27 protein-coding genes and 2 pseudogenes are annotated in these 26,188 nt (G+C 63.5%); 20 read left to right on the top strand and 9 right to left on the bottom strand.

Annotated elements, in window-relative coordinates:
* The 3 genes and pseudogenes from CJ301_RS16450 to CJ301_RS16455 all read right to left on the bottom strand — a co-directional run.
* On the bottom strand, window positions 1-612 hold a 612-nt coding region (locus CJ301_RS16450), incomplete at its 3' end, for a substrate-binding domain-containing protein (RefSeq protein ID WP_254050182.1).
* A gap of 51 nt (window positions 613-663) precedes the next feature.
* Window positions 664-843 (bottom strand): annotated as a pseudogene (locus CJ301_RS19345) (LacI family DNA-binding transcriptional regulator); the annotation flags it as partial.
* An 8-nt stretch (window positions 844-851) separates the two neighbouring features.
* Window positions 852-1,133, bottom strand: a complete 282-nt coding sequence (locus CJ301_RS16455) for a muconolactone Delta-isomerase family protein (protein ID WP_099278453.1) — start codon at window positions 1,131-1,133, stop codon at window positions 852-854.
* A 98-nt stretch (window positions 1,134-1,231) separates the two neighbouring features.
* On the opposite strand from CJ301_RS16455, the gene CJ301_RS16460 reads away from it, so the two are divergent.
* The 12 genes from CJ301_RS16460 (at window position 1,232) to CJ301_RS16515 (ending at window position 14,544) form a co-directional block, all read left to right on the top strand.
* Window positions 1,232-2,047 (top strand): Cof-type HAD-IIB family hydrolase, encoded by an 816-nt coding sequence (locus CJ301_RS16460; protein WP_162620588.1) that lies wholly within the window; start codon window positions 1,232-1,234, stop codon window positions 2,045-2,047.
* Window positions 2,048-2,217: 170 nt separating this feature from the next.
* Window positions 2,218-3,426, top strand: coding sequence for a CaiB/BaiF CoA transferase family protein (locus tag CJ301_RS16465; RefSeq protein WP_216823322.1), 1,209 nt, complete (start codon window positions 2,218-2,220; stop codon window positions 3,424-3,426).
* Window positions 3,423-4,244, top strand: coding sequence for a 3-ketoacyl-ACP reductase (locus tag CJ301_RS16470; protein ID WP_099278456.1), 822 nt, complete (start codon window positions 3,423-3,425; stop codon window positions 4,242-4,244). The genes CJ301_RS16465 and CJ301_RS16470 overlap by 4 nt, the downstream gene beginning before the upstream one ends.
* 49 nt (window positions 4,245-4,293) lie before the next feature.
* Window positions 4,294-5,808 (top strand): sugar ABC transporter ATP-binding protein, encoded by a 1,515-nt coding sequence (locus CJ301_RS16475; protein WP_099278457.1) that lies wholly within the window; start codon window positions 4,294-4,296, stop codon window positions 5,806-5,808.
* 58 nt (window positions 5,809-5,866) lie between these two features.
* Entirely contained in the window at window positions 5,867-6,850 is a 984-nt protein-coding gene (locus CJ301_RS16480; RefSeq protein ID WP_099278458.1) for an ABC transporter permease, read from the top strand.
* Window positions 6,851-6,910: 60 nt separating this feature from the next.
* Window positions 6,911-7,846, top strand: coding sequence for a substrate-binding domain-containing protein (locus CJ301_RS16485; RefSeq protein ID WP_099278459.1), 936 nt, complete (start codon window positions 6,911-6,913; stop codon window positions 7,844-7,846).
* Window positions 7,847-7,908: 62 nt separating this feature from the next.
* Complete coding sequence (locus CJ301_RS16490) at window positions 7,909-8,871, top strand: dihydrodipicolinate synthase family protein (RefSeq protein ID WP_099278460.1); 963 nt, start codon at window positions 7,909-7,911, stop codon at window positions 8,869-8,871.
* Window positions 8,872-8,895: 24 nt separating this feature from the next.
* Window positions 8,896-9,693 (top strand): enoyl-CoA hydratase-related protein, encoded by a 798-nt coding sequence (locus CJ301_RS16495; protein ID WP_099278461.1) that lies wholly within the window; start codon window positions 8,896-8,898, stop codon window positions 9,691-9,693.
* Between the two features lie 7 nt (window positions 9,694-9,700).
* Complete coding sequence (locus CJ301_RS16500; RefSeq protein WP_099278462.1) at window positions 9,701-11,341, top strand: GMC family oxidoreductase; 1,641 nt, start codon at window positions 9,701-9,703, stop codon at window positions 11,339-11,341.
* A 36-nt stretch (window positions 11,342-11,377) separates the two neighbouring features.
* On the top strand, window positions 11,378-12,877 hold the full coding sequence (locus CJ301_RS16505) for an aldehyde dehydrogenase family protein (RefSeq protein WP_099278463.1): 1,500 nt from the start codon (window positions 11,378-11,380) through the stop codon (window positions 12,875-12,877).
* A gap of 13 nt (window positions 12,878-12,890) precedes the next feature.
* Entirely contained in the window at window positions 12,891-13,307 is a 417-nt protein-coding gene (locus CJ301_RS16510) for an acyl-CoA thioesterase (RefSeq protein ID WP_099278464.1), read from the top strand.
* 31 nt (window positions 13,308-13,338) lie between these two features.
* The gene (locus CJ301_RS16515; RefSeq protein ID WP_099278465.1) at window positions 13,339-14,544 is read left to right on the top strand and encodes a glycerate kinase type-2 family protein; all 1,206 of its coding nucleotides are present in this window, start codon (window positions 13,339-13,341) and stop codon (window positions 14,542-14,544) included.
* Between the two features lie 97 nt (window positions 14,545-14,641).
* On the opposite strand, the gene mobQ is transcribed toward CJ301_RS16515, so the two are convergent.
* Window positions 14,642-15,940: a MobQ family relaxase gene (gene mobQ, locus CJ301_RS16520; protein ID WP_099278466.1), complete on the bottom strand. Its 1,299-nt coding sequence runs from the start codon at window positions 15,938-15,940 to the stop codon at window positions 14,642-14,644.
* Window positions 15,941-16,739: 799 nt separating this feature from the next.
* Here mobQ and CJ301_RS16530 point away from each other — a divergent pair.
* The 4 genes and pseudogenes from CJ301_RS16530 (at window position 16,740) to trfA (ending at window position 20,900) form a co-directional block, all read left to right on the top strand.
* On the top strand, window positions 16,740-17,072 hold the full coding sequence (locus CJ301_RS16530) for a mobilization protein (RefSeq protein WP_254050183.1): 333 nt from the start codon (window positions 16,740-16,742) through the stop codon (window positions 17,070-17,072).
* Window positions 17,073-17,314: 242 nt separating this feature from the next.
* Window positions 17,315-18,817: pseudogene (locus tag CJ301_RS16535) on the top strand (type IV secretory system conjugative DNA transfer family protein).
* Window positions 18,818-18,836: 19 nt separating this feature from the next.
* Window positions 18,837-19,388: a hypothetical protein gene (locus tag CJ301_RS16540; RefSeq protein ID WP_099278467.1), complete on the top strand. Its 552-nt coding sequence runs from the start codon at window positions 18,837-18,839 to the stop codon at window positions 19,386-19,388.
* Window positions 19,389-19,907: 519 nt separating this feature from the next.
* Complete coding sequence (gene trfA / locus CJ301_RS16545) at window positions 19,908-20,900, top strand: plasmid replication initiator TrfA (RefSeq protein ID WP_254050184.1); 993 nt, start codon at window positions 19,908-19,910, stop codon at window positions 20,898-20,900.
* On the opposite strand, the gene CJ301_RS18875 is transcribed toward trfA, so the two are convergent.
* The gene (locus CJ301_RS18875) at window positions 20,897-21,208 is read right to left on the bottom strand and encodes a hypothetical protein (RefSeq protein ID WP_162620589.1); all 312 of its coding nucleotides are present in this window, start codon (window positions 21,206-21,208) and stop codon (window positions 20,897-20,899) included. The genes trfA and CJ301_RS18875 overlap by 4 nt on opposite strands.
* On the bottom strand, window positions 21,205-21,933 hold the full coding sequence (locus CJ301_RS16550) for a ParA family protein (RefSeq protein ID WP_099278469.1): 729 nt from the start codon (window positions 21,931-21,933) through the stop codon (window positions 21,205-21,207). Before CJ301_RS16550 ends, CJ301_RS18875 begins: the two co-directional genes overlap by 4 nt.
* 153 nt (window positions 21,934-22,086) lie before the next feature.
* Here CJ301_RS16550 and CJ301_RS16555 point away from each other — a divergent pair, with 153 nt between their 5' ends.
* Both CJ301_RS16555 and CJ301_RS16560 read left to right on the top strand, forming a co-directional pair.
* Window positions 22,087-22,341 carry a type II toxin-antitoxin system HicA family toxin gene (locus CJ301_RS16555; RefSeq protein WP_088636089.1) on the top strand — a complete coding sequence of 85 codons (255 nt, stop codon included), beginning with the start codon at window positions 22,087-22,089 and terminating at the stop codon, window positions 22,339-22,341.
* Window positions 22,338-22,670: a type II toxin-antitoxin system HicB family antitoxin gene (locus CJ301_RS16560; protein ID WP_099278470.1), complete on the top strand. Its 333-nt coding sequence runs from the start codon at window positions 22,338-22,340 to the stop codon at window positions 22,668-22,670. Before CJ301_RS16555 ends, CJ301_RS16560 begins: the two co-directional genes overlap by 4 nt.
* 24 nt (window positions 22,671-22,694) lie before the next feature.
* On the opposite strand, the gene CJ301_RS16565 is transcribed toward CJ301_RS16560, so the two are convergent.
* Together CJ301_RS16565 and CJ301_RS16570 are read right to left on the bottom strand one after the other, a co-directional pair.
* Window positions 22,695-22,949 (bottom strand): WGR domain-containing protein, encoded by a 255-nt coding sequence (locus CJ301_RS16565; protein ID WP_099278471.1) that lies wholly within the window; start codon window positions 22,947-22,949, stop codon window positions 22,695-22,697.
* The gene (locus CJ301_RS16570) at window positions 22,936-23,502 is read right to left on the bottom strand and encodes a recombinase family protein (RefSeq protein WP_099278472.1); all 567 of its coding nucleotides are present in this window, start codon (window positions 23,500-23,502) and stop codon (window positions 22,936-22,938) included. Before CJ301_RS16570 ends, CJ301_RS16565 begins: the two co-directional genes overlap by 14 nt.
* 371 nt (window positions 23,503-23,873) lie before the next feature.
* On the opposite strand from CJ301_RS16570, the gene CJ301_RS16575 reads away from it, so the two are divergent.
* Together CJ301_RS16575 and CJ301_RS16580 are read left to right on the top strand one after the other, a co-directional pair.
* Window positions 23,874-25,103 (top strand): sensor histidine kinase, encoded by a 1,230-nt coding sequence (locus CJ301_RS16575; protein WP_162620590.1) that lies wholly within the window; start codon window positions 23,874-23,876, stop codon window positions 25,101-25,103.
* A 22-nt stretch (window positions 25,104-25,125) separates the two neighbouring features.
* The gene (locus tag CJ301_RS16580; RefSeq protein ID WP_162620591.1) at window positions 25,126-25,494 is read left to right on the top strand and encodes a response regulator; all 369 of its coding nucleotides are present in this window, start codon (window positions 25,126-25,128) and stop codon (window positions 25,492-25,494) included.
* Window positions 25,495-25,978: 484 nt separating this feature from the next.
* Here CJ301_RS16580 and CJ301_RS16585 read toward each other — a convergent pair.
* On the bottom strand, window positions 25,979-26,188 hold a 210-nt coding region (locus CJ301_RS16585), incomplete at its 5' end, for a substrate-binding domain-containing protein (protein ID WP_162620592.1).

A 26,188-nucleotide genomic window follows, 5' to 3' on the forward strand; every position in this document is an offset into this window, starting at 1 on the left:
GGGAATAGGGATCTCGTTTGTGCGGCAGTAGTTGGACGCACCCGCAGCGATGATGTCACTGCCGCAAAAGACCGCCGTTGGCCGCGGATGGGTCTGCATCGCCGATTGCATGGCGTGGTAGCCGCTCTCAATTCGATACGGCGCCTCCAGAACCAGAACATCTGACTGGCAGATGCCTGCACCTTCGAGGCCATGCAGAAAGCCATCCCGGCGCTGTGTCGCCCGGTCATTGCCTTTCGTGACACCTGCAATCATGGCGACCCTGGCGTGGCCGAGACCCACAAGGTACTCGGCAACCATCTGTCCGGCCCTGAAATTGTCGAAGCCAACCGCTGCATCCCCGCCGTCGGCTGTTGAGGTGTAAGTGTAGACTTGGCGAATCCCTGCATCCCGAAACAGCTGTGTGGTTTCGGGACTATGTTCGGTACCGACGAGGACGACCGACTCGACACCTCGACCGACCAGTACGCGCGCCTGAACCTTCTCCCGCTCGAGATCATAATCAGAGGTGTTGATAATGAGTGACATGCCCATGGCGGAGAGTTGTTCCTGAAGGCCGTCGACCATCTTGGCGTAGATGGCGTGATCGAGCGTCGGGATGATTGCGCCCACTAGGCGGGTGCTCTGGGACCGCAGGGCGCGGGCCGAGCTGTTGGGCACATAGCCAAGCTGCGCAGCGGCAGCCAGCACCCGCTCTCGGTCTGAGGCGCCGACCTTCGCATTCCCGTTTAGGACGCGGGATGCGGTCGCAATAGAGCAACCCGCGCGAGCAGCCACGTCCTTGAGGCGGACCGTGTGGCCGGGCGTCCGACGATCTGGTGCTTGGCCGTTCTCCACGGGCACCTCTGGGCTCAGCCGGTAAAGCCGGCGTAGGGCTTCAGCGCGACTACGTCGATGTCGAGCATGCCGCGTTTGGCGAATGGCAGGGTGGCCAAAGTGTCGCGCACCTCTGCCTCGTCTCTTGCCTCGACAACCTGGCAGACGCCGCCGCCGTCTACGCGATGCCAGATGTGACGGGTGAAGCCCGCGGCGTAAAGCTCCCGCGCGCGGCTGGCCTCGTCTGCGAATAGGCGGTCGAACTCTTCCTGCGGGAAATCCTCCGAACGGCGGCGCGACATCACCAAAAACTGCATCCCGTACTCCTCAGGCCTTCTGTCGTCAGGGCCTTGTCCCTGGCGGCGATCTGGACCAATATACCGGAGAAAACGTTTTCACGTCAATGCGGTGTTGCATGAAGTCTGGATATATTGTGGCAATTGACGTCGACGGAACGACGTTGACCAGCGACTACCAGGTGCTGACCGAGGTGCGGGATGCCATCGCGCGTGTCCGCAAGGCGGGGGTCGCCGTAACGCTTGCCACGGCGCGGGCGCCTGCATCGGTTGTTCATATCCTAGACGACTTGGGCGAAGTTGATGCCGCGATCTGCTTTGGTGGAGCGGTGACCTGGCGCGGGCCAAGGCGCGGCGGGGTGTTGCCGGAGCTTACTGAACCGGTCGATCCTCATACGGTGCGCGAAGTCGTCCGGCGTTGTCGCGAAGTCGGATTGCCGCTGGCGGCCTATTCTCTCGAGACCGCCCATGTCGACAAACTGGACGCCATGTGGCGGCGGGAATTCGGCCACACCGGAATGCCCGCGGTTGAGAGCGATTTGAACGATCTCAAGGAACCACTCGCTAAGCTTCTGGTAATTTCCCGTCCGGAAGATGTCGCCAAACTCGCCGCGCTGAAGGCGGAGTTCGATGACAGTCTGGACTGCTATTTCTCGCATGATACCTACCTAGAGATGGCGCAACCCGGCGTGTCGAAGGGTCGGGCGGTCCAGGCGCTTGCGCGGAGCATGGGCGTCCCACCTGATGGGATCGTTGCAATCGGCGACTCCGGCAACGACCTGCCGATGTTTAGGATCGCCGGTGTTTCCGTCGCGATGGGAAATGCGCCGACTTGGGTCAGCAGGGAGGCCGACTGGCAAACAGCTTCGAACGACGAAGGCGGCGTTGCGCTGGCCCTTCTCCGCTGCGCCGGGATGTTCGGTTGGGAGCTTTGATTCTGGTCTTCTGGCAATCGTTTTCTAATAATTACTCGATTAACTATAAGATTTTACTTATAAAAAAATTAAGTTGACGTGTATCTTTGAATTTGGGAAAACGTTTTCACACGGTATTGGGGCGGTTCGGAGGGGAATCGCCAGTCGTGATGGGAGGACAAGTTTTGCTCTTGGATGGAATCAAGGTCGTCAGTTTTTGCCATTTTCTGCAGGGACCTGCCGCAGCGCAGTACCTAGCGGACATGGGCGCCGACGTCATCAAGGTGGAACCCGTCGCCGGCGCGCATGAGCGACACTGGTCGGGGGCCAAGGTTTTCGTCGAGGGCGTCAGTGGATTCTACCTCTGCGCTAACCGCAACAAGCGGTCCATCGGCATCGACCTGAAATCCGAGGGCGGACGCGAGATCGCGCTGCGCCTGATCGCGGAGGCCGACGTGGTGATGGAGAATTTCCGTCCCGGTGTCTTCGCGCGTCTCGGTTTCAGCGAGGATGAGATGCGCCGGGTAAACCCGAACGTCATCTTTGCCTCCGCGAGTGGCTTCGGCTCCAGTGGTCCCATGGTAGGCCGGCCAGGGCAGGATATCCTGATCCAGGCAGCCTCGGGTATGATCAGCGCGACCGGCGCCCCGTCCCGCGGCGCGACTGCTGTCGGGGCTGCAGTCTGCGACCAGCATGGCGGCGCGCTGATGGCGGTGGGCATTCTCGGAGCGCTTTTGAAGCGCGAACGCGGTGGTAAGCCGACGCGGGTGGAATCTAGCCTGCTGAACTCGGGCATCGACCTGCAGACCGAGCCGCTGGTGAACTACTTCGCCGGAAACCTGGGCCGCGACCGTTTCGACCGGGACGAGAACCTCGCGACCTGGTTCCACGAGGCGCCTTATGGCGTCTATCCGGCCCGCGATGGCGACATGGTGATCTCTCTCTGCACCGATACGGCGCTGGCCGAGGCGCTCAGCTCCGACACGCTGCGCAGCCTCGTCGGCCATGACCGCTACGAGGAGCGCGATGCCTTCGCCGCCGCCGTGCGCGATGCAACCCATACGATGACCCTGGCCGAGCTCTCGGCACGGTTCGACGAGCACGGCGTCTGGTATTCGCCCGTCCAGACCTACGACGACTTGGCCGATGATCCTCAGATCGCCCATTGCGAGGTGTTCCGGGATGTCGAGGTTCGCGGCCGCAAGGTGCGCCTCGTAAACCACCCCAACCGCTATGACGGACAGGTGCCGGAACTGCGCTTCATGGCGCTGGAGATTGGCGAACACACCCGCGAGATCATGACCGAGATCGGCTACGCCGGAGAGGAAATAGACGGCATGCTGGCGCGTGGCGCCGTGGTGGAACCGGCCGGTGAGGCCCTTGAAAAAAGGGTGGTATGATGATGCTGGACGCCAAGTCGGACACCTCGAAACCTAACGCCGCTGAAACCCGGCCGGGCGTGGCGCTTGTCACCGGCGGTCGCCGGGGCATCGGGCGGGCGATCTGTATCGATCTCGCGCGGCGTGGTTTCGACATTGCATTCCTCGACCTCGAGCATGACGACGACGCCCGCCAGACGCAGGCAATTGTCGAGGATCAGGGCGGCAAGGCCATGTTCGTAGTTGCCGATATCGCCAAGACCGACAGCATGCCGGCGCTGGTCGACGAGGTGGTTAGCCACCTCGGGCCGATCACCTGCCTTGTGAACAATGCAGGCGTTCAGGTCTCGGTCCGCGGGGATCTTCTGGATGTGGACGAGGCCGAATTCGACCGGCTGGTGAACGTGAACCTGCGCGGGACGTTCTTTGTGACCCGCGCCGTGGCCCGGCATATGCTGGCGGCCGAGACTCCCGCGGCGCATCGTTCGATCATCACGATCACTTCGGCTAACGCGGGTCTCGTGTCGCCCGAAAAGGGGGCCTACTGCATCTCGAAGGCAGGGCTTTCGATGGCGGTGCAGAATTTTGCCATGCGGCTTGCGGCCTCCGGCATCCGGGTCCACGAAATCCGTCCGGGCCTGATCGAAACCGACATGACCGCCGAGGTGCGCGCGGCCTATTCACCGCGTATCGAGGACGGCAGCATCTGCCCGGTGCGTCGTTGGGGCAAACCGGACGACATCGCGGGCGCGATCGGCGCGCTGGCGAGCGGCCTGATCCCCTACAGCACCGGCGACATTTTCCACATCGGGGGAGGGATGCAGATTGCCAGCCTCTGACAAATCCGTTCGCCTGCCTAAGAAAACGTTTTCTCAGGCCGCCTGTCCGATGGACGGCCCGACGCTCTCGGTGCTCGAACGCAAAACGCTGCTGGAAATGCACGAAATCGAGAAGTCCTTTCCCGGCGTGAAGGCGCTTCAGGGGGTCAGCTTCAAGGTCCGCCACGGCGAAGTCCACGGCCTCGTGGGCGAAAACGGCGCGGGCAAGTCGACGCTGATGAAGATCCTCTCGGGCGCCTACACCGCCGATGGCGGTGAGATCCGGCTGGACGGGGAGACCATCACGGCACCCACGCCATCGGACATGATCGCCCGCGGCGTCGCCGTCATCTACCAGGAGTTGGCCCAGGCCGAGCACCTCTCGGTCGCTGAGAATCTGTTCATGAACAGAATGCCGCGCGGTGCCTTCGGGCGGATCGACTGGCGGAAGTTGCACCACGACGCCGCAGATGCGATGATGCGGCTCGGCTTCGAGATTGACCCGCACCTGCCGATTTCCCGCCTCAGCGTGGCGCAGCGGCAGTTGGTCGAGATTGCGCGGGCGATTTCCCAGAACGCCAAGCTGATCGTGCTGGATGAACCCTCCGCCGTGCTCGGCGATGCGGAGCTGGAGACGTTGTTCGACATCATCGCGCGCCTCAAGGCCGAGGGGGTGTCGTTCATTTACATCTCCCACCGCCTGAAGGAGATTTTCGAGCTGTGCCAGGTCGCCACGGTCCTGCGCGACGGCAAACTGATCGACTCCCGCCAGGTGCGGGACTGGACGACCGACACGCTGATCGGCTCCATGGTCGGACGCTCAATCGAGGATTACTTCCCGGCCCGCAACGCCGACCCCGGCGACGAGGTGCTGCACGTGGAGGGACTGACTCGGAAGGGCATCATCCGCGACATCGGATTTACCCTGCGGAAGGGCGAAATCCTTGGGATCTGCGGGCTGGCCGGAGCAGGGCGGTCCGAGGTGCTGCGCGCCATCATGGGCGCCGATCCGATCGACGCCGGCACGATCCGCGTGCATGGCTCCGAGACGAAGATCACTCACCCGCGGCAGGCGATCCAGCTGCACATCGGCTTTGCCCCCGAGGACCGGAAAACCGAGGGGCTGTTCCTGAATCAGGCGATCCGCTTCAACGTGACGATCTCGCGCATGAAACGCTTCATGCGCAACGGCAAGCTGAAGCTGAACGAGGAACGCAAGGCGGTCGAGGGGCTGGTACAGCAGTTGCGCGTCAAGACGCCCGGCATCGAGACGATGATTGGCACGCTTTCGGGCGGGAACCAGCAGAAATGCGTGATTGCCAAGCAGTTGAACGCTGAGTGCGACGTGCTTCTGATTGACGAGCCAACACGCGGCGTCGACGTGGGCGCGCGCCGTGAAATCTACGAACTAATGGTCGACCTGGTGGAACGGCGCGGGCTCGCGGTGTTGATGGTCTCATCTGAACTGCCCGAGATCATCGGCATGTGCGACCGCATCCTAGTGATGCGCGAGGGCGAGATCACGGCAGAGCTGCCGCGTGGCGCGTCCGAGGAAGACATCATGAGATACGCGACCTTCCACTGAAGGTATGCGAGAGGCTCCGTCCGGCGCGGCGGGGAGGGACTGACGGGAGGATTGCCGGATGGCATCGATCGACACGGATCAGCAGAAAAAAAGCGGCCGCCTGGGGTTCAGGATGCCGAAGGGTCTGGGCCTCGTCTGGGTTCTGATCGGGCTTTGCATTGTCGCGGCACTGCTGTCGCCGGCATTCTTGAACCCGATCAACCTGACCAACGTCATGCGACAGGTCGCACTTTTCGGCGTGGTCAGCGTCGGCATGACCTTCGTGATCCTGACGAAGGGCATCGACCTGTCCGTCGGCTCCATCATCGGGGTCTGCGCAGTGACCTGCGCGCTGCTGTTCGGAATGGGACTTCCGGTTGGCGTGGTCATGTTGTTGACGCTTCTGGCGGGGGTCCTCATGGGGGCGGCGAACGGCCTCGGCGTCGCCATTGGTGGCGTGCCGCCCTTCATCATGACGCTTGGCATGATGGTGATGGGGCGCGGCCTTGCGCTGACGCTGGCGGATGGCCAGCCGATCAGCCTCGGCCAGCGGACGCGTGATTTCATGTGGCTTGGCCGCGGCGATTTCCTTGGTCTGCCTGTCCCGGTCTGGGTGTTCCTGATCGTCGCCGCCATCGCCATCTTCGTACTGCGCTACACCGCTTACGGTCGCCAGATTTACGCGGTCGGCTCCAACGTCGAGGCGGCGCGCCTGTCGGGCATCAACGTCAAGATGGTGACCTTCAGCGTCTACTTGATCAGTGGCTTCCTGGCGAGCCTGACGGCGCTCATCTTCGTGTCCCGCCTGACGGTCGGGGAACCGACGGCTGGCGAGGGAATCGAGCTGGAGGCGATCGCCATCGCGGTCATCGGCGGCACCAGCCTGTTCGGGGGCGAAGGCGGCGTGATCGGCACGATCATCGGCGCGGCGATCCTCGCGGTGCTGGCAAACATCATGAACCTGATCGGCGTCTCGCCCTTCACGCAGCAGATCGTCAAGGGCGCCATCATCGTCATCGCCGTTCTCTACGAGATGTGGAGCAAGCGGCGGGCCAACAAGTGACTAACCCGCCCGGCGCCTGACGCCCGCGCGCATCGAAGAAGTCCAGAGGAGGAGGATACCATGGATAAACGGAATTTCCTGAAATCGGCCCTGTTCGCAGGCACGGCGATGATGCTGGCGGCCCCGGCGATGGCACAGGATGACACCATCGTTATCGGCTTCAGCCAGGGGACGATGAACCACCCTTGGCGGGTCGCGATGGTCGAAGGCAACCAGCGCTACGTCGACGAGAACCTGCCGAACGTGGAGTTCATCGTCACTGACGGGCAGAACTCGTCCGAGAAGCAGGTCACCGACGTCGAAACCCTGCTGGCACGTGGCGTGGACGTGCTGATGATCAGCCCGCTGACCTCTGACGCCCTGACCCCGGTGGTCATGGACGCGCTCGACGCGGGCATCCCGGTTGTCACGATGGACCGCCGGGTCAACGTGCCGGTCACCGTCCACGTAGGCGCCGAGAACCGCCCAATCGGCCAGTCCGCGGGAGAATTCATTGCCGAGCAAATCGGCGGCACCGGTGCGGTCATCGAAATCCAGGGCACCGCGGGCGCCTCGGCCACCATCGACCGTCACGACGGCTTCATGGATGCCATCGAAGGCACTGACATCGAAGTCGTGGCTTCGCAGCACGCCGACTACCTGCGCGAGAACGCCCTGCGCTTCATGGAAGACCAGCTGCAGCGGTTTGGTCCCGGCGAGATCCAAGCCGTCTACGCCCATAACGACGAGATGGCACTCGGCGCGGTGCAGGCACTCGAAGCCGCAGGTCGCCTCGACGAGGTTGTAGTGGTCGGGATCGATGGCCAGAACTCGGCCTTCGAAGCTATCGCCGAGGGGCGGCTCGACGCGTCCTTTGTCTACCCGTCCGTCGCTCCAGAGGGTGTCCAGATCGCCTACCAGATCGCCACCGGCGAGTCTGTTCCCTCCGAGGTTGTCCTCGAAGGCATGCGGGTCGACGCCTCGAACATCGACGAGATGCTCGGCCACGGGTTCTGAACCAATCCGCGGGAGCCACCGGTGGCTCCCGCACCAGTCCGCCAACCAGGAGTAGAACCGATATGAGCGCACGGAGTTTCGAACCACGGGGGGTCATCCCGGCCTGCCTGATGCCTTTCAACGCCGACATGAAAATCGACGAGGCGGCCTGGACGGCGCACCTCCGAGACATCGCCTCGGTCGATGGCATCGCGGGCATCGCGATCAACGGCCACGCCGCCGAGGTCCATGCGCTGACCATCCCCGAGCAGGAACGTGCCGTGATCCAGGCGCGTGAAGTCCTCGGGCCGCTGGGTGTTCCGGTCGTGGCGGGCGTCTACACGGAATCGAGCCTCGAGGCCGGCCGCATGGCCGCCCAAGCGCAGCGCGAGGGTGCCGAGGGTCTGCTCGTCTTCCCGCCCGCCTTCATGTCGCTCGGCGGCCACATGCGCCCCGAGATGATCGAGGAACATATCCGCCACATCACCGACAACTCGGACCTGCCGATCGTGCTGTTCCAGTTCCCGGTGATCTCAAACCTGTCTTATCCGCTGGCGACGCTGATCGGGCTCTGCGAGAAATTCCCGACGATCCGCGCGGTGAAGGACCAGATTGGCGACGGCAACCAGCACGAGCGCCAGATCCGCGAACTCCACGCCCTCGACAACCCTGTGAACGTGCTGACCACGCACAGCGCCTGGCTGCTCGGATCGCTAGCGATGGGCTGCGACGGGCTTCTGTCCGGGGCCGGCAGCGTGATTGCCGACCTTCAGGTCGCACTGTTCCGCGCGGTCGAAGCCAATGACCTCGCCACCGCGAAGGCGATCAACGACCGCATCTATCCGACCGTCCGCGCCTTCTACGATGCGCCGCTTCTGGACATGCACAACCGCATGAAGGAGGCTCTCGTGCTGCTCGGCAAGATGTCCGAGTCCCACGTGCGCCCGCCACTGATGCAGCCAAGCCCGGAGGAGATTGCAAAGATCGGCCGCATGATGGAGGCGGCCGGTCTGACCTCCGACACGGTCTACCGCAACGCGGCCTGAGCGCCATTCACGAACAGGATGACCATGCCGAAAGATACCGATCCCACCCCCGAAGCTCTCGTCCGCTCCTCCGCTCCGGCGCCGGGCGTGATGTTGCTCACCCTCAATCGCCCAGACAAGCTCAATGCCCTGTCCAAGGCATTGCTGGAGGAGCTTGCCGCGCATCTCTCCCGCGCGGCCGGGGACCCCGGTACGGCATGTGTCATCCTGACTGGAGAGGGTCGCGCTTTCGCCGCCGGCGCCGACATTTCCGATATGCTGGAGCGCGGGGTCGACAGCTACGCCGACCCCGACCGACTGGCGCTCTGGTCGCGGATCGAGGGGTTCGCAAAGCCTATGATCGCCGCCGTGAACGGCTACGCGCTCGGCGGCGGGCTGGAACTGGCGCTTCTCTGCGACATCATTCTTGCCGCCGAGGGCGCGAAGTTCGGGACGCCCGAGATCAAGATCGGTTCCTTCCCCGGCGACGGTGGCACTCAGCGTCTGCCGCGGCTGGTGGGCAAGTCTTTCGCCATGCAGATGGTCCTCACAGGAGAGCCGGTGGAGGCGGCGCTGGCCGAGCGCAAAAGCCTCGTCTCCGAGGTGTTGCTGGCGGAGGCACTGATCCCCCGAGCGGTCGAGATCGCGGGCGCCATCGCGCAGAAATCCGTCGCGATAACCCCCTATGCCAAGGCCGCCGTCAACGCGGCCTACGAGTTACCCCTGACCGAGGGGCTGAAACGCGAACGCGACCTCACAATCGAGGCCTTCGCGACCGAGGACAGGATGGAAGGGCTGCGGGCCTTCGCTGAGAAGCGGCCCTCAGAATTCAAGGGAAGGTAGGGACATCATGGCCCGCAAGGACTGGGATTTCATCATCATTGGCGCCGGATCGGCCGGCTGCGCGCTGGCGCATCGCCTCTCGGAGGCCCCCTCGACGCGGGTCCTGCTGCTGGAGGCGGGGAGCCGCGACTGGAACCCGATGATCCACATGCCCGGCGGGCTCGGGAAGCTGTTCGGCCCGCGCGTCAACTGGCGCTTCCACACGGTCCCGCAGAAGCATCTCGACAACCGCGCGGTCTGGTATCCGCAGGGCAAGACGCTCGGCGGGTCCAGCTCGATCAACGCGATGATCTACATTCGCTGCCAGGCGGAGGATTACGACAACTGGGCCGCGCTGGGGAACGAGGGCTGGTCCTATGATGAGGTGCTGCCCTACTTCCGTCGGGCCGAGGACAACGACCGGCTGGCCGACGAGTACCACGGCGACGGTGGGCCGTTGTGGGTGTCTGACCAGGTCGGGCCGCACAAGATAACGCGCGCCTTCGTTAAGGCGGTGCAGCAGTGGGGCCTACCCTACAACCCCGATTTCAACGGCGAGACTATGTATGGCGCAGGCCTCTATCAGGTCACCTGCCGGAACGGCCGGCGACGGTCGGCGGCGGTCTCGTACCTGAACCCGATCCGTGAGCGAAAGAACCTGACGATCGAGACCGGCGCCCGCGTCACACGCCTTGTGATAGAGAACGGCCGCGCCACAGGCGTCGAACTGGCCGGCAAGGGCGGGTCCACCCGGATCGAGCGTGCAGCGGCCGAGGTCATCGTCTCGGCCGGCGCGATCAACTCCCCGCGGCTTCTGATGCTCTCGGGCATCGGCAGCGGCGCGGAGCTGTCGGCGCTCGGCATCACGCCGGTCCATGACCTGCCGGGCGTGGGCAAGAACCTGCATGACCACATCTGCACCAACGTGCACGTCCAGACCAAGGAGCCGATGACCTATGACGGGCACGACCGGTTCCCGCGCTCGGCGCTGCACGGGCTGCAATGGTTGCTTTACCGGACGGGGCCCGTTTCCTCGGTGATCGTCGAGGGCGGCGGGTTCTTCCAGACCGAGGGGGAGGCGACGCCGAACCTGCAGATCCACATCGCCCCCGCCACCGTCGTGCGCGGCGGGCAGAGCCGGATCGAAGGCAACGGCTTCACCGTCAACTCCACCTCGCTCAGGCCGCGGGCGAGGGGCAGCGTCACGCTCGCCTCCGCGAACCCCGCGGACGAGCCGCTGATCGACCCGAACTACCTCGGCGATCCCTACGACCAGGAAATGGCCCTCCAGTCCATCCGCATCATCCGGGAAGTCCTGCAGCAGCCCGCCATCGCGCCGCATATCGCGCACGAGCGGCTGCCGGGTGACGCGATGAAGTCCGACGAGGAGCTGATGGCCTACATCCGCCAATACGCCTGCTGCGATTACCACCCGGTGGGGACCTGTAAGATGGGCTCCGCCTCGGACGCGATGGCCGTCGTCGACCCGGAGCTGAAGGTCTACGGGCTCGACGGCCTCCGGGTCATCGACAGCTCGATCATGCCGGTCCTGACCAGCGGCAACACGAACGCCCCCACGATCATGATCGGCGAGAAGGGCGCGGATATGATCCTGGGCAAGAGCCTCGGGTCGGCGAAAACGGCGCAGGGACTGGCTAGCGCGGTGTGACGCGCAGAGCCGGGATCTGACAGGAAAGGACAGACCATGGATACCCAGAACTCCACCGCAAAGCTGCCCGCGCAGGTTCGCAAACTCGGTTACTACATCGACGGGGCCGCGCGCGAGGCGGGCGACCGCAAGACCCTTGTGCGCGAGGCGCCGGGCTACCTTGTGCCCGTGTCCGAGGTGGCGCTCTGCACCCGCCAGGACCTCGAGGAGGCGGTGACCGCCGCCCGCCGCGCCTTCGACGGCGGAGCCTGGTCGCGCTGCGATGCAGTGATCCGCGCGAAGGTCCTGATGGCAGCCGCCGACGGCATCCGCGCGCGGCTGGAGGAACTTGCTTACTGGGAAACCCTCGAAACCGGCAAGCCGATCTCCCAGTCGCGCGGAGAGATGGAGGATGCCGCGGGCCATTATGAGTTCTGCGCGGGCGCCGCGCGGCTGCTACATGGCGACAGCTACAACAACCAGGGCGAGGCGCTGTTCGGCGTGGTCACGCGCCAACCCTCGGGCGTGGTGGGTCTAATCACGCCGTGGAACTTCCCCTTCATCGTGCTGGCCGAACGGCTGCCCTATATCCTCGCCTCTGGCAATTCGGTGGTGGTGAAACCGTCCGAGCTGACCTCGACCACGACTCTGATCTTCGCCGACATTCTCGCCGAGGCTGGCCTGCCGAAAGGCGTCTACAACGTCGTGACGGGTACCGGGCCGGAGGTCGGGCAGGCGATGTCAGAGCACATGGACATCGACATCATCTCCTTCACCGGCTCCACCGCGACCGGGGCGCTGGTGCTGAAAGCCAGCGCTACGAATTTCAAGAAGGCAAGTCTGGAGCTCGGGGGCAAGAACCCGCAGATCGTCTTTGCCGACGCAGACCTCGATGCTGCCGCTGACGGTGTCGCCTTCGCCATGTGCTTCAACGCCGGCCAGTGCTGTGTCAGCGGCAGCCGCCTAGTGGTCGAGGCCTCGGTCGCCAAGGGATTCGTCGCGCGACTGAAGGAGAAACTGGCGCGGGTGCGGATCGGCGACTGCCTCGATCCCGACACCCAGTTGGGGGCCGTGGTCACGCCCGAACATCAGGCCAAGATCCTGTCCTACGTCGAACTCGGCCAGCAGGAGGGCGCGCATCTCGCCCTCGGAGGCGCTGCCTGCGAGGGCCTTTCCGGCCGCTTCATCCAGCCCACCATCCTCGAAAACGTCCGTCCCGAAATGCGCGTCGCGCAGGAAGAGATCTTCGGCCCCGTCCTCTCGGTCATTCCCTTCGAGACGGCTGAAGAAGCTCTCCAGATCGCCAACGACTGCCCCTACGGCCTTGCTGCCAGCATCTGGACCAAGGACATCGACAAGGCGCTGCAACTAATGCGTGGCGTTCATTCCGGCCGGACCTGGGTCAATACCACGATCGCAGGTGGGCCGGGCCAGCCGATGGGCGGGTTCAAGCAGTCGGGCATCGGGCGCGAGGCCGGGATGCTGGGCATCGAGGAATACACCGAGGTGAAATCCGTCCACATTGCCATCGGCGACCGCAGCCCCTGGGTCGGCTGAGGAGCGCGCGGCGATGTTCGAACGCACGGAGCTAATCCGCTTCCAGCACTGCGACCCGGCGGGGATCGTCTTCTATCCGCGCTACGTGGAGATGATCAACGCCACGGTCGAGGACTGGTTCGCCGAGACGATCGGCATCTCGTTCCACGCGATCCACGTGGAACTGAACGTCGCCATACCCGCGGTGGCGCTGGAGGTGGGCTTCACCGCCCCGTCCCGGATTGGCGAAGTCCTGACCTTCATGCTCACGGTCGAGCGCCTCGGGGCGAGCAGCGTGACACTGAACATCTCTGCGAACCACAACGGATTGGCGCGGCTCGCCTCGAAGCTGACTCTGGTGATGATCTCGAAGGAAGATTACCGGCCGCGAGCTTGGCCAGAAGACTTCCGCTCCCGCATCACCGGCAGGGAAACCTCCCAAGGTGCCTGACCGACTTGGGCCCAAGCCCCTGCTTCTGACGATGTTCGACGCGGCCGTCGAGGCTGCCGACCCGATGCGCTCGCTGTCGCGGTTCCTGCCGGAGAAACCGGCAGGCCGCGTCGTGGTCATCGGCGCAGGCAAGGCCAGCGCGCGCATGGCCGAGGCAGTTGAGGCGGAGTGGGGCCGGTGCGAGGGCCTCGTGATCACGCGCTACGGCTACGCCCGCCCTTGCGAGGGGATCGAGATCGTCGAGGCCGCGCACCCCGTCCCGGACGAGGCCGGCGCGCAGGCGACGGTGCGGATGCTGGAGCTGCTCGAGGGACTGGGCGAGGGCGACACGGTGCTGGCGCTGATCTCGGGCGGGGCCTCGGCGCTGCTGACCGCGCCTGCGGGCGACATCACGCTCAAGGAAAAGCAGGCGGTGAACGCCGCGCTGCTGGCCTCCGGCGCGCCCATCAGCAAGATGAACGTCGTCCGCAAGCACCTGAGCCGCGTGAAGGGCGGGCAGCTTGCCGCGGCGGCTTTCCCAGCGCGGATGCTGGCGCTGATGATCTCGGACGTGCCGGGCGATGACCCGGCGATGATCGGTTCCGGCCCGACGGTGGGCGATGCCTCAACCCCCGAAGAAGCCCGCGCCATCGTCGAGAAATGGAACCTCGACCTGCCAGCTTCAGTCACCTCGGTGTTGGCGGACGAAACGGGGGTGATCCCGCCAGATGACGTGCGCCTGTCGCACGTCCGCAACGTGGTCTACGCGGCGCCCTCGCAGTCGCTGGCGGCGGCGGAGAAAATCGCGCGGGCGCATGGCTATTCCGTCGAAATCCTCGGCGCCGCGATCGAGGGCGAGGCGCGCGACGTGGCCGCCAACCACGCGGCGCTGGCGCGGGCCGCGAAGGGGCCGCGCATCCTGCTGTCCGGCGGCGAGCTGACGGTCACCCGACGCGGCGACGGGATCGGCGGGCCGAACGCGGAATACGCGTTGGCGCTGGCCATCGCACTTCGGGGCGCACAAGGCGTCCACGCGCTTGCCTGTGATACCGACGGGGTGGATGGCGCGGCCGAGGTCGCGGGCGCGGTGATCTGGCCCAAGACGCTGTCCGACGCGCTGGCGAAGGGCGTCGACCCGCTGGAGGCGCTGGCCCGCAACGACGCGCACAATTTTTTCGGCGCGGTGGGCGGTCAGGTGGTGCCCGGACCGACGCTGACCAACGTCAACGACTTCCGGGCCATCCTGATCGCCGGCTGAGCCCTCAGCGCTGGGGCAGGCGGGGAGAACGTTGGATTACAGTCGCGTGGCCTGAGGGGGAGGGTCGCGCCCTCCCCCTTCTCTCTCGCACCCTGGATCAGTGAGAGAGGCCGGGATCACGGTCGATGTCCCGATCAATCTCGCGGTCGTTTTGCTTTCCGACCTCCCGATCCTTCTCCCAGTCGCGCTCGTCCTTTTCACGCGGCTTGTTCAACACGTCCTTCAGGCGCTCGTTCACGGACGGCTTGCGGTCTTCGCGCCCAGCCTCGTGGTCAAGCTCCGAGTCGCTGTGCCCGTCCAGCTTGTGAACCGCCGCCTGGCCGTCGCGGCCAGCGTCCTTCTCCATGATCTCCTTCAGACGCTCGCGCGCATAGTTGCGGCCGCGTGTCTGTTCTTCGTCACTCTGCCCACCACGGTCCTTGTCGGTGATCCGTGCCAACCGCTCCCGCATATCCTCCGGCCCGGCCCGCGCGCCGCGCTCCTTCGCGGCCGCCGCCCTGAGCGCCGCCAGTCCGGCTGAGACACGCCCCTGCCCCGCGTCCCGCTCGGCCCCGTAGGTCTCCCGCGCGATGTCCAGGCGCTCGCGCAGCTCGCGGAACGCGGCACGAGCCTGGCGGGCGGCATGGACCACGGCCCCACGCTCGGTGACAGGCACGTATTCCCTGCCCTGGTGCTCGGCCATCGCCTTGGCCCGGCGCTCCATGGAATTCGCCGCAGGCCCCAGCTTCAGCTCGGGATCGCGGTCCAGCTCCTCGGCCGAGAGCTGATCACCACGCTCCAGCGCAGCCTCGCGCTGCGCTTCGAGCGACCGGTGATCGACCCGCTCCACCTCCCCTGCCCGTTCCAGAGCGCGGTTCTGTAATTCGGCCCAGACACCGCGCATCTGCTCGATCTCGACTCCGCCGGTCTTCGCGGAATCGAGCACCCGCGTCTTGGCGGTGAAGCCTTGCGCCTCCAGCCTGCGGGTGGAGGTCAGGACATGGGCATGGTGATTGCGCTGGTCCCCCTCCCGGTGCGGCGCGTGGATCGCCACATCGACCGCCACGCCGTAGCGGCTGACCAGCTCCTGGGCAAAGTCGCGGGTGATCTGCGACCGGTCCTCGGCGCTGATCTCGGACGGCAAGGCCAGCTCCCACTCGCGGGCGGTGACGGAGTTGCGGCGGGTCTCGCTGGCCTCGACCTCGTTCCAGAGGCGGGACCGATCCGTGGCCCAGTCCGGCGCGTCCTTCGGGGTCAGGATGAAGGTCTCCTCGATGCCCTGCTTGCGGGTGTAATCGTGGATGCGACCTTCCCGCTGGCACTCGATGCGCTCACCGACGCGATAGGCGGCTGCCGCCGTGGCGGAGCGCCCGGCGCTACGTTTGATCGTCTTCACGGAGAGGTGGTAGCTGGCCATGCGCCTTCCTCTCTCGCAGACGACAATTGCCACCGGCGTGCGCATTCCCACCGCTGTGCCACACCAGGCACGCCCGTGCCGCCCGGCTCTTGGCCCGTGACAAGAGCCGGGGTGCTGACGCAGGATGGGAGGTGAGCTGGTCCCGTTGCCCTCGCGGACGGGACCGGCTTCAACCTCCCTGTTGGGCAAAAGCCGGGGGCTTCGGAACATCGCGTTCCGGAGCCGTCGGGGCGGCGCGCAACCGTCTTTTCCCCGGAGGCCCGCGCCCCAGAACGCTGGGGGCGGAGGGGAAAAGACAGCCCGTCTGAAGCGAGCCTTTGGCTCTCTGAGGCGCGGGCTTGCCGATGCGTTCCATCAATCTCCCCAACCTCATGATAGGCGGGAGATTGGTGGCACACATCGGCGGTTTGCCACCGGCAAACCCGGCAAGGATCGGCACCGACAGGTCCGACGATCCGCGCAGCCCGCAAGCGCGGCACCCCCGGCATGCCAGCCCCGGTTACGGGGCACGGGATGCCGACAAGGGCGCGCACTGCGGGACGCGATCCAACCGCGCAGGTTGGTTCCGGAGGGTTTGGGAGGGCGAAGGCCGCTCCCATTCCGGCGCGTGTCGCGTCGGACGGAGTTGGCCATCGGCTGAGGCTTTGCCTCAAGGAGATCGCACGCAAATCTCGGAACCGCAGGTGGAGAGTTTGCATAAGTGCGCCCTTGTCCTTTACAGGCCTACGGGTATGCGCTACCGGTTGATCTGGCAAGCACTACATTGCCACAGGGTTGTTTTGAAGCGGGAGGGTCCGATTTGGCCGAGACAGAGCTGGAACGCGCCGAGAAGCGATACGCCCAGGCCAAGGCCCGGCTTCAGGCTCTGAAGAACCGGGAAGCCACCAGGCAGCGCAAGCTGGATACAAGGCGCAAGGTGATCCTCGGGGGGGCGCTGCTCGATCTGGCGGAACGCGACAGCGGGGCAGCGGCGATGGTGGACCGGCTGGTGCGGAACCTCTCCCGCGATCAGGACCGCAAGGCCTTCGCGGAGTGGGACGGCACGGGTTCCGGCGGGGATGCGCCGTCCAGTTCGCGTGGGGACGGCCCCCCTGCCCCGGCGTCCGGTCCCGATCCTGACGGGTCCGAGTGATGCGATCCTTCATGCGCGTCATGGGCGGGTTGGCCCGGTTCTTCGGGCGGCTGATCTTCACGCCGATCCTGCTCGGATGGCTGATCGGCGCGATGGCCTTCGGGGCGATGCTGGGGGCGCTTGTGGCCACCCCGTTCATCTTCGCCTTCTTCGATCAGGAGCCGGGGCAAAGCGCCTGGCAATGGATCGTCTTCGGTCCCCTCATGGTCGTCGGCGCGGTCTTCGGGTTCCAATACTGGCGCATGGCCTCCGGGGCCGATGCCTACTTCGGGCTGACCGGCGACAGCCACGGCTCCGCCCGGTTTGCGGGCCGCAAGGAGCTGAAGGCGTTGGAGGGCCGGAACGGGCAACAGGATGCCGGTCTGCTGATCGGGCGCAATCCACGCACCGGGCGGCTCCTGCGCTATGACGGTCCCGCCCATCTGATCACCCTCGCCCCGACCCGCGCGGGCAAGGGCGTCGGCACCGTCATCCCGAACCTGCTGGCGGCAGAACGCTCAGTCCTGGTCATCGACCCCAAGGGCGAGAACGCGCGGATCGCGGGCGAGGCCCGGCGGCGCTTCGGTCCCGTCCACATCCTCGATCCATTTGGTGTCAGCGACACTGGCATGGTCAGCGGCCCCCCTTCCGCCGCCTACAACCCGCTCGACCAGCTCACGCCCGACAGCCTCGATCTGGGCGAGGATGCCGCCACCCTGACGGAGGCGCTGGTGATGGACCCGCCGGGCCAGGTCACGGAAGCCCACTGGAACGAGGAAGCCAAGGCCATCCTCGGCGGGCTGATCATGTTCTGCGTCTGCCATGAGGACCGCGACCGCCGGTCGCTGGCTACCGTCCGGGAATATCTCACCCTGCCCCCGGATCGGCTGAAGGCACTGCTGGAGCTGATGCAGGACAGCGACGAAGCGGGCGGGCTGATTGCCCGCGCCGCCAACCGCTTCCTCGGCAAGGCCGACCGGGAAGCCGCCTCTGTCCTGTCGAACGCGCAGCGCCACACCCATTTCCTCGACAGCCCGCGCATTGCCCGGTGCCTGGCGCGGTCGGACTTCGCCTTCTCCGATCTGCGCCACCGGATCACCTCCGTCTTCCTGGTCCTGCCGCCCAACCGGATGGACGCCTACAGCCGCTGGCTGCGTCTACTCGTCTCCCAGGCCCTCCAGGACATTGCACGGGACGCTGAGCAGCCTCACAGGGCCCCTGAGGCCGTCCCTGCCCTCTCCGGGGCTCCTGTAGCCCCTCTGAGCGCTACAGGGCGGCTCAAGGCCTCAAACCCCACGTTGGGGCCTGCCTTGTTCCTGCTCGATGAGTTCGCCGCTCTCGGCCGTCTGGAGGCCGTGGAGCGCGCCATGGGGCTGATGGCGGGGTATGGGCTGCAACTCTGGTCGATCTTGCAGGACATGAGCCAGCTCCGCGATCTTTATGGGCCACGCGCGAACACCTTCATCGCCAACGCCGGGGTGTAGCAGGTCTTCGGGGTGAACGACTTCGAGACCGCGAAATGGCTGAGCCAGATGATCGGCCAGGAAACATCCCGCTTCCAGACCGACAGCTTCAAGCCCGGCGACGGCCCCAGCTTCTCCAACAACCTCACCGGCCGCGATCTGCTGACCCTTCACGAGATCATGCAGATGCCGCCCGATCTCCAGCTCCTGCGCGTCCAGGGCCAGCCCTCGGCGCTTGCCAAGAAGCTGCGCTACTACGCCGATCCCGAATTTGCCGGGCTGTTCACGCCTGAAACCAGATAATCTGAAAGCGCCTTACCCCATGTCTGACATCCCCGCCGCCCCTGCCCCGCTCTCCGACGACGAGCTGCGCGAAACCCTCGATCTTCTCAGCACCGTGCTGGCGTCGGTCTCGGATCGCGTCGATGCCCAGACCGACGCCATGGACCGGCTGACCAAGACCGCGACAGAGGCGCGGCAAGCCGCCTTCGCGGCGCGATCCCAGACCAGCCCCGAGAACTACGGCCAGCTCGTCGGCGACACCATCGACGGCAGGATCAGCGACAGCCTGACCCGGATCACCCAAACTGCCAGCGACCTGATCCGCGCCTCCAACCACACTCAGGAAGTTCTGAAGAAGGCCAGTGAAGACAGATCGGACGCCCTGCGCCAGCTCCGGGACCGGGAACAGAAGCTCGACCGCTTCAAAAGCCGCCTGCCCTGGTTCGGTCTGGGCGCTGCCGTCCTGGCCCTTGCGCTGACCGTCATGCTTCCCCGCTTCATGGCCAGCAACCCCTCCACCTGCGCTGTCCTCGGGGCCTCCTGGACCACGACAACCACAGGCATCGATGCTTGCGTGTTCTACCAGCGGTGAATGGCAAAGCGCAGCTCTCGATCTGCCGCTCTGTCCTCTTCTCAGCATCGCGGGCGCTTGTGGCGGCCAGGAGGCTCTGCCTCCCCTGCCCCGAAGGGGCATTCACCACCGGGATATTTGTGGAACAAAGATGGCGTGATAGGATTGCCCCACGGTACAGGCGGGACGCCGATGGCCGTGAACGGAGATACCTCCGAGCGCCCTTCCGCCGAAACGTGGAGGGGCGTTTTTACGCCACAACGCTGGGTTTAGGAGAGCAACGGGTCGGCTCAGGCCGCGATGCTGGGTGTTAAATATGTGTTAAATATAGTGTTACGCTCCAAATAGGTGCGTCTAACTAACTGAAATAACAGTTGTTTTTTTGGTGCTCGGTGTGTAAAAGCACGAAAGTTGGTGGGTGATAGCACGAAAATCGGTGTGTAAAAGCACGAATCTCTTGACCCCGGTGGGTGAAAGCACGAATGTTGGCAGATGGTGGGTGGTAACACGAATTCACGGTCTCCGCTTTTGCCGGATCGGATGCAGCAGGCAGACTTCTTTGTCTGCGACATCTTTGATGCTGCGCCCAAGGGCGACATGGCGTCCATGGAGCATCCGATTTTCTCGATTTCAACAAAGCCTGACAGACATATTCGCCGTTACGAAAGCGGGCCAAATTTCGTTGAGATCACCCCTTCGATGAAGGGGCTGGCTACGGTCCATGATCGGGATGTGCTGATCTATTGCATCAGTCAGTGCATTGCAGCGTTGAATGAGGAACGGGAGGTCAGCCCGACCATTCGCTTTCGAGCTTACGACCTGCTGAAGGCCACAAACCGTGGAACGGACGGACGGGGCTATGAACAGCTCAGGGCCGCCCTGGAGCGCCTGCAAGGCACGATGATTACCACCAATCTGATTACCGGGGGCAAAGAAGAGTTTGATGGTTTCGGGCTGATCGACCGGTTCAGGATCGTCCGGGAGACACGCGACGGGCGGATGCAGGAAGTGGAGATCAGGCTTTCGGACTGGGTATTCAATGCCATCAGGCATCGTGAAGTTCTGACCCTGCACCGCGACTACTTCCGCCTGCGCAAGCCGTTGGAGCGGCGCATCTACGAGCTTGCTCGCAAGCACTGTGGCGCGAAGAAGGAATGGAAAATCGGGCTGGCGAAACTGCAAGCCAAGTGCGGCTCCAGCTCCACCGAAAAAGAATTTCGCCGCCTTGTCACGAATATCGTGCGGCAGGACAGGCAACATACCCATATGCCCGACTATGCCGTGCGGCTGGAAGACGACATGGTGGTATTTACCAACCGGCGCAGCGATCAAACTGTGACCGCCGCTCCTGCCCTGTCGCATGTCCGGCTCGACCCGGAAGCATACCACGATGCCCGGCAGGTAGCGCCTGGATGGGACGTGTATGTTCTCGAACAGGAATGGCGGGAATGGATAACGGAACCGCCTCGCAACCCCAACGCCGCCTTCATCGGGTTCTGCAAGAAGGTTTTCGAGAGACGCGGCAGGCCCTAATCGGAACCGCCTCGCTTCTCTGACAGCAGCAACTCAAGGCCTTGCCAAAGCGTGATGTTGCGCTCCTGGCAGAAAGTCCGAAACTCATCGACGACACGCTTAGGGCCAGGGATTGAAACCTTGTCCTGAGCTTCCTTGCGCTTTGGACCCGGCTTTAGCCTAGTGGAACCTTCCCGGCTGACAAATCCCAGAGATTTCCCGGCCTCAACGGCTTTCTCGACCGAATCCGGCGCAACTTTGGGCCGCGCTTTGGAAGCCTTCGAAGGCTGAGGAAGCTCGATGCCTCCTCCAAAGCCATACTTGCTCATGCCGCCCTCTCTTTCGTGAGGGTGTGAATTACGGCCTGGGCATAGTCTCGGGCGTTCTCGATGGCCCCCGCGACCTGTTTCATGGCCTTTTCGGTGGCAGATGCTGCCTTCCCTTCGTGTTCTTTCGCAACGATGCCCGGCAATTCTGCCAGCAACACTCCGTCACGAAAGATGCGGGTGTAGGGCGCGCGTTTTGCAATGCGGATCGGCAATGTCGGGATGTTGTTTATCTCCATCTCTTGCCGCACGTCGCGCTCGTCCGTCGTCTGAAATGCTGCGTTTGTTCGCGTAAAGAGCAGCGAATACCCTATCGGTGAGCGGATCATATTGGACGTGGTCTGCACTAACCGAACGGCCGCTGCTGCCTGTCGGGCCTCCATGGGTGAGCCATCGAGCGGAATGACGCAAAGGTCCGCCCGGGAAAGTGCGAAGGTGACAACCTGATCTTTCGACCCTTCGAGGTCGATGATCAGGTAATCCGCTTCGTCGGCAAGCTGATCAATCAGCTCCACCGTATCCTCGGCCTGCGGACGTGCATGAACTGAGAAAGGCACATCGCGACCTTCCGCCCGCCTGCCTTCAGACCACGCAAGAATGTTGGCGTTCGGATCAAGATCGAGAATGGATACCCGGCCACCCGACAGGGCGATCTGTTCAGCCAGAAGGATGGCGGATGTCGTTTTCCCCGACCCGCCTTTCGGGTTTGCAAAGGTGATTACATACATGGACGCATCAAAACCAACATTAACGATAAAGTCAACATTAACAACAGCAGCAACGTTAGAGTTATAAATAACTCTAACGTTAGCGATGCTTTCAGCATCGATTGGCGGCGGTCCAATGCTTGCGAAATATGCAAGCATATGCTACATAGCCTGATGAATAGCAAGCACCGCAAGACTCTGGCAATTGTCTTCACCGACCCCGTGTCGGGCACTGTCGAATGGTTGGCAATCGAACGCCTGCTTGTCGCTGCCGGTGCGCAGGTGATCGAGGGGCGCGGTTCGCGGGTCAGGTTCGAGAAGGATGGTGAGGTCGAGACGTTCCACCGTCCGCACCCAGCCAAAGAGGCCAAACGCTATCAGGTACGCGCTGCCCGCGCGTTTCTGGAACGGATCGGAGTAAGACCATGACGAATACAATGACCTATAAGGGTTACTCGGCCCGCATCGAGTATGACGACGAAGATGGCATCTTCACCGGGCGTCTTGCCGGTATCCGTGATGGTGTCGGCTTCCATGCAGATACGGTCGAAGCCCTCCGGGATGCCTTCCATGAAGCCGTGGAAGACTACATCGAAACCTGCGCGAAGATCGGCAAGGAACCTCAGAAGGCTTTCTCCGGTCAAGTGATGTTCCGCGTCGATCCTGAAGTGCATCGCAAGGCAGCGCTGGCGGCCGAGCTGTCGGGCAAAAGTCTCAATCAATGGGCCGAAGAAGTTCTGGAGCGCGCAGCGGGGTAGGGGGCCAAGCTTTTCGGCCCTGGTTCACCTTGCGAGCCGATACCCACGCTTCTGTTTCGCCCGATAGAGCGTGATCATAGCGTCGGCCGCGCTACCTGCATCAGCAAACAGCTCGATCCGATGCCGCCCCTGGGTGCCGATCCGGCCCCATTCCCGCAGGAGAGACACGCCACCGAACAAGTCGGGCATGAGCCGGAGCCGATAGAACCGATACATATTGGCCTCCGAGTCCACGCGCTCGATGCGGATGTTTTCGAGAAACAACTCAAGCTGCTGCATCGGAGGCCTCCCGCATGACGCGGCTGATCGTGGAGCGGTGAACGCCGAAGAGCCGCGCCGCCTCTGCCTCCGTCCGCTTGCCGGATCGCACCATGTCGCGGATTTCCCGGCGCTGGTCGTCGGAGAGCTTGGGCTTTCGCCCTGGGTGGCGTCCTTTCCTGCGCGCGCGCTCCAGACCGGCGCGGGTGCGCTCCCGGATCATCTCGCGTTCGAACTCGGCAAACACGCCCACCATCTGCATCATCATCCGCCCCGCGGGGGTGGTCGTGTCGATGGCTTCTGTCAGCGACTGGAACCCAGCACCGGCCGCGTCGATCTTCTCCATGATGGACAGAAGGTCTTTCAGGGAGCGTGACAGCCGGTCGAGCCTCCAGACAACGACTACATCGCCCTGGCGGAGCTGGTCGAGCATCCGGTGCAGCTCCGGCCGATCCCATCGGCCGCCGGACGCACGTTCCTCGAACACACGCCCGCAACCAGCCGCGCGCAGCGCATCGAGCTGCGCGGCCGTCGCCTGGTCGTCTGTCGAAACTCTCGCATAGCCCAACTGCATGCCAACAGTGTTGCGCTTTCCTGTTGCTCAATCAAGTTAATTCGCAACATATATTTGCAACAATACGCAGTAGGGCAGGGGGCCTGTGGTTCCGAACGCTCCTACGCCTGATTTTTATAGCTCAGAGCGCTGCTGACGGATCGTTCGGTCTCGGAAGGGCAGGGGCGTGTTGCGTAATGGACCGTTTTTGGCGCAACTGTTCTGTCAGGGGGTTTGTGTCCGGTGTGCGAACGAAGCGCCGTCTCGCTGCGGTTGCGCCAATGTCCGCTACTGGTCGGAGAGATCGTCTTGGCCTTGTCATCCGACATCTTCAAAAAAGCATGCAGACACCGTAAAGTACGATCACACGTACGATGTGCTGGGGGCGAAGCTTGGAAAATGGATTAAATCCGAAAGGTGTGTCGCTATCAGGTGCAGAAGGTCCCACAATCGACACAAGCACCCTAGCAGACGCGCAGGAAGAGATAGCCCGCCTCCGGCGTGAGCTTGCGGTCGAACGCGCCGCGCGCAGCTCAAATGGCGAAACCAGCTTGCCTCTGAATGCCGAGGATACTTCAAACCGGACCGCCTTGCTGGAAGCTATGCTGGAGACCGTCCCTGTCGGAGTAGTCCTGGCAGATGCGAACGGACAAATCGTCCATGGAAACTCTTGGGTAGAGCGGACCCTCAGACATCCGGTGCGTCACTCGGCCGACACTGAATCCTACGGAGAATGGGTCTCGTTCCATGCCGACGGGCGGCAAGTAGAAAGCCATGAATACCCCCTAGCGCGCGTGATCAAGGACGGTGAAGATCACGCGGAACTCGATGTGCACTACCAGCGTGGCGACGGGTCGTTGTTCTGGATGCGGGTCATTTGCGAACCGGTTCGCAACGCAAATGGCGAAACCATTGGTGCCACCGTCGCCCTCGTCGATATCGAAGACGAAATGCGGTTGCTGGAGGAGAAAGAGATTTTGCTGGGTGAGGTCAATCACCGGGTCAAGAACTCTCTGCAGTTGGTCGGCGCGATCCTGTCGCTCCAGGCACGTTCAGCACAAGACGAGGCCGCTACACTTTTGCAGGCAGCATCCGCCCGTGTGCAAGCCATCTCCTCCGTTCACGCCGCGCTTTACCATGATGACGACGTGCGCACGGTCGAGTTTGGCAGCTACCTGCACCGCTTTTGCGACCGACTGGCTGATGCGCTTGGTGCCAGCGCGCGGGGGATTGCCTTGAAGGTTGACGCGGAACCGCTGGTTCTATCCGCCGATAAGGCGGTGCCTCTCTCACTCATCGTCAATGAACTGGTAACGAACGCGTTCAAATACGCCTTTGCTGACGATCTGATCGGGAGCGAGGGCGACGATCACGATACCAGTATCATAGTGCGGCTTGCCAGCAACAGTGACGGAACCTTCTTTGTCGAAGTGTCAGATAACGGCGTCGGTGCTGGAACCAAGTCAGCCTCGGAATCGTTCTCTCATGACCAAAATATGGGCAGTAGCGAAAGAACTGGGCTGGGCACAACACTCACAAAGACCCTAGCCCGGCAGTTGGACGCAACGATAACAAAGAAACAGGCCGATGGATGGATCGTCAGATTGGAGTTCGAACCCTAGTTCGTCTGGGGAAGAGTTTTCGTTGGATCACAAGTTGCGCATTCTGATCGTCGAAGACGAACTTCTGATCGCACTCGATGCCGAAATGGCATTGCAGGACGCTGGACATAATATCGTCGGTACAGCCACGACCGAGGAACAGGCCGTGGAGATGGCCATCAGCCAAAAACCTGAGCTTATGATTGTCGATTTGCGGTTGGCGCACGGCGGATGCGGCCGTGCTGCGGTCGAACGCATCCGCCTGATTCTGGACGTTGAGGTTATATTCGCCAGCGGAAACCTCGACCCGGCAATGCGCGCGCGGCTCGAAGGGCTCGAACCGGTCGCCATGCTGTCAAAGCCCTACGGCGGTGACGAGTTGGTGCGGACGGTCGAAACCGCTGCGGCCTGAATTGAGCTATTATCGCAGATCAAGCTCGCTAGCACGTGCATATACAATCACTTCTGAAGCTGGGCGAGCTAGATTCTCAATTAAGCCGACATTCGCGTATTGTGCAGCATCAGTTGCTGAGGGCTCGGTCCCGACCTTCTCCGCACCGCAGGATGTGCCGAAACTCAACCGTTTCTGTCACCGGCGATAACGACCGGTTGCGATGATCACGCTGGCCGATCTGACTGCCCGCGACGTTGCTGCGTTCCTGAGGCACACTGAACAAGGGCGCGGCGGCACAATCGGCACGCGCAAATGCGGCTTGCCGCGATCCGCAGCTTCTTCAACTTCGTGGCGACCAGAGATCCAGCATTGTTCGCTCAATGCGCAGAAATCCTCAACATCCCGGTCAAGCGAACACCGGTATCGGAACCCTATTATCTGAAACCGGCGGAAATGGCAGCGATCCTTGCCTGGCCAGACCGCTCGACCCTCGACCTTCACGCTAAGTGCTGGCTTGACCCGTGCTGCCTCTGACTATCAGCCGTGTCTGCATCTCGTGGACTATCAAACTTTTCACAGGCTTCGAATCACCGCTCAGGGCCTTTCCAGCCATGATGCCCATCTGTTTGGCGGGGACATTGACAGTGGTAAGGGGCGGGGACACCAGCTCTGCGATCTCCAGATCGTCAAAGCCGACGATCGAAACCTCTGC

This window comes from Limimaricola cinnabarinus, from assembly GCF_002723615.1.
In the GTDB taxonomy this organism is placed as follows: domain Bacteria; phylum Pseudomonadota; class Alphaproteobacteria; order Rhodobacterales; family Rhodobacteraceae; genus Limimaricola; species Limimaricola cinnabarinus_B.

Bases quoted from the DNA above. Each gene is read 5' to 3' on its own strand.
- CJ301_RS16455 (WP_099278453.1), bottom strand. From the start codon at position 1,133: ATGCAGTTTTTGGTGATGTCGCGCCGCCGTTCGGAGGATTTCCCGCAG.
- CJ301_RS16460 (WP_162620588.1), top strand. From the start codon at position 1,232: ATGAAGTCTGGATATATTGTGGCAATTGACGTCGACGGAACGACGTTG.
- CJ301_RS16470 (WP_099278456.1), top strand. From the start codon at position 3,423: ATGATGATGCTGGACGCCAAGTCGGACACCTCGAAACCTAACGCCGCT.
- CJ301_RS16475 (WP_099278457.1), top strand. From the start codon at position 4,294: ATGGACGGCCCGACGCTCTCGGTGCTCGAACGCAAAACGCTGCTGGAA.
- CJ301_RS16480 (WP_099278458.1), top strand. From the start codon at position 5,867: ATGGCATCGATCGACACGGATCAGCAGAAAAAAAGCGGCCGCCTGGGG.
- CJ301_RS16485 (WP_099278459.1), top strand. From the start codon at position 6,911: ATGGATAAACGGAATTTCCTGAAATCGGCCCTGTTCGCAGGCACGGCG.
- CJ301_RS16490 (WP_099278460.1), top strand. From the start codon at position 7,909: ATGAGCGCACGGAGTTTCGAACCACGGGGGGTCATCCCGGCCTGCCTG.
- CJ301_RS16495 (WP_099278461.1), top strand. From the start codon at position 8,896: ATGCCGAAAGATACCGATCCCACCCCCGAAGCTCTCGTCCGCTCCTCC.
- CJ301_RS16500 (WP_099278462.1), top strand. From the start codon at position 9,701: ATGGCCCGCAAGGACTGGGATTTCATCATCATTGGCGCCGGATCGGCC.
- CJ301_RS16505 (WP_099278463.1), top strand. From the start codon at position 11,378: ATGGATACCCAGAACTCCACCGCAAAGCTGCCCGCGCAGGTTCGCAAA.
- CJ301_RS16510 (WP_099278464.1), top strand. From the start codon at position 12,891: ATGTTCGAACGCACGGAGCTAATCCGCTTCCAGCACTGCGACCCGGCG.
- CJ301_RS16515 (WP_099278465.1), top strand. From the start codon at position 13,339: ATGTTCGACGCGGCCGTCGAGGCTGCCGACCCGATGCGCTCGCTGTCG.
- mobQ (WP_099278466.1), bottom strand. From the start codon at position 15,940: ATGGCCAGCTACCACCTCTCCGTGAAGACGATCAAACGTAGCGCCGGG.
- CJ301_RS16540 (WP_099278467.1), top strand. From the start codon at position 18,837: ATGTCTGACATCCCCGCCGCCCCTGCCCCGCTCTCCGACGACGAGCTG.
- trfA (WP_254050184.1), top strand. From the start codon at position 19,908: ATGCAGCAGGCAGACTTCTTTGTCTGCGACATCTTTGATGCTGCGCCC.
- CJ301_RS18875 (WP_162620589.1), bottom strand. From the start codon at position 21,208: ATGAGCAAGTATGGCTTTGGAGGAGGCATCGAGCTTCCTCAGCCTTCG.
- CJ301_RS16550 (WP_099278469.1), bottom strand. From the start codon at position 21,933: ATGTATGTAATCACCTTTGCAAACCCGAAAGGCGGGTCGGGGAAAACG.
- CJ301_RS16555 (WP_088636089.1), top strand. From the start codon at position 22,087: ATGAATAGCAAGCACCGCAAGACTCTGGCAATTGTCTTCACCGACCCC.
- CJ301_RS16560 (WP_099278470.1), top strand. From the start codon at position 22,338: ATGACGAATACAATGACCTATAAGGGTTACTCGGCCCGCATCGAGTAT.
- CJ301_RS16565 (WP_099278471.1), bottom strand. From the start codon at position 22,949: ATGCAGCAGCTTGAGTTGTTTCTCGAAAACATCCGCATCGAGCGCGTG.
- CJ301_RS16570 (WP_099278472.1), bottom strand. From the start codon at position 23,502: ATGCAGTTGGGCTATGCGAGAGTTTCGACAGACGACCAGGCGACGGCC.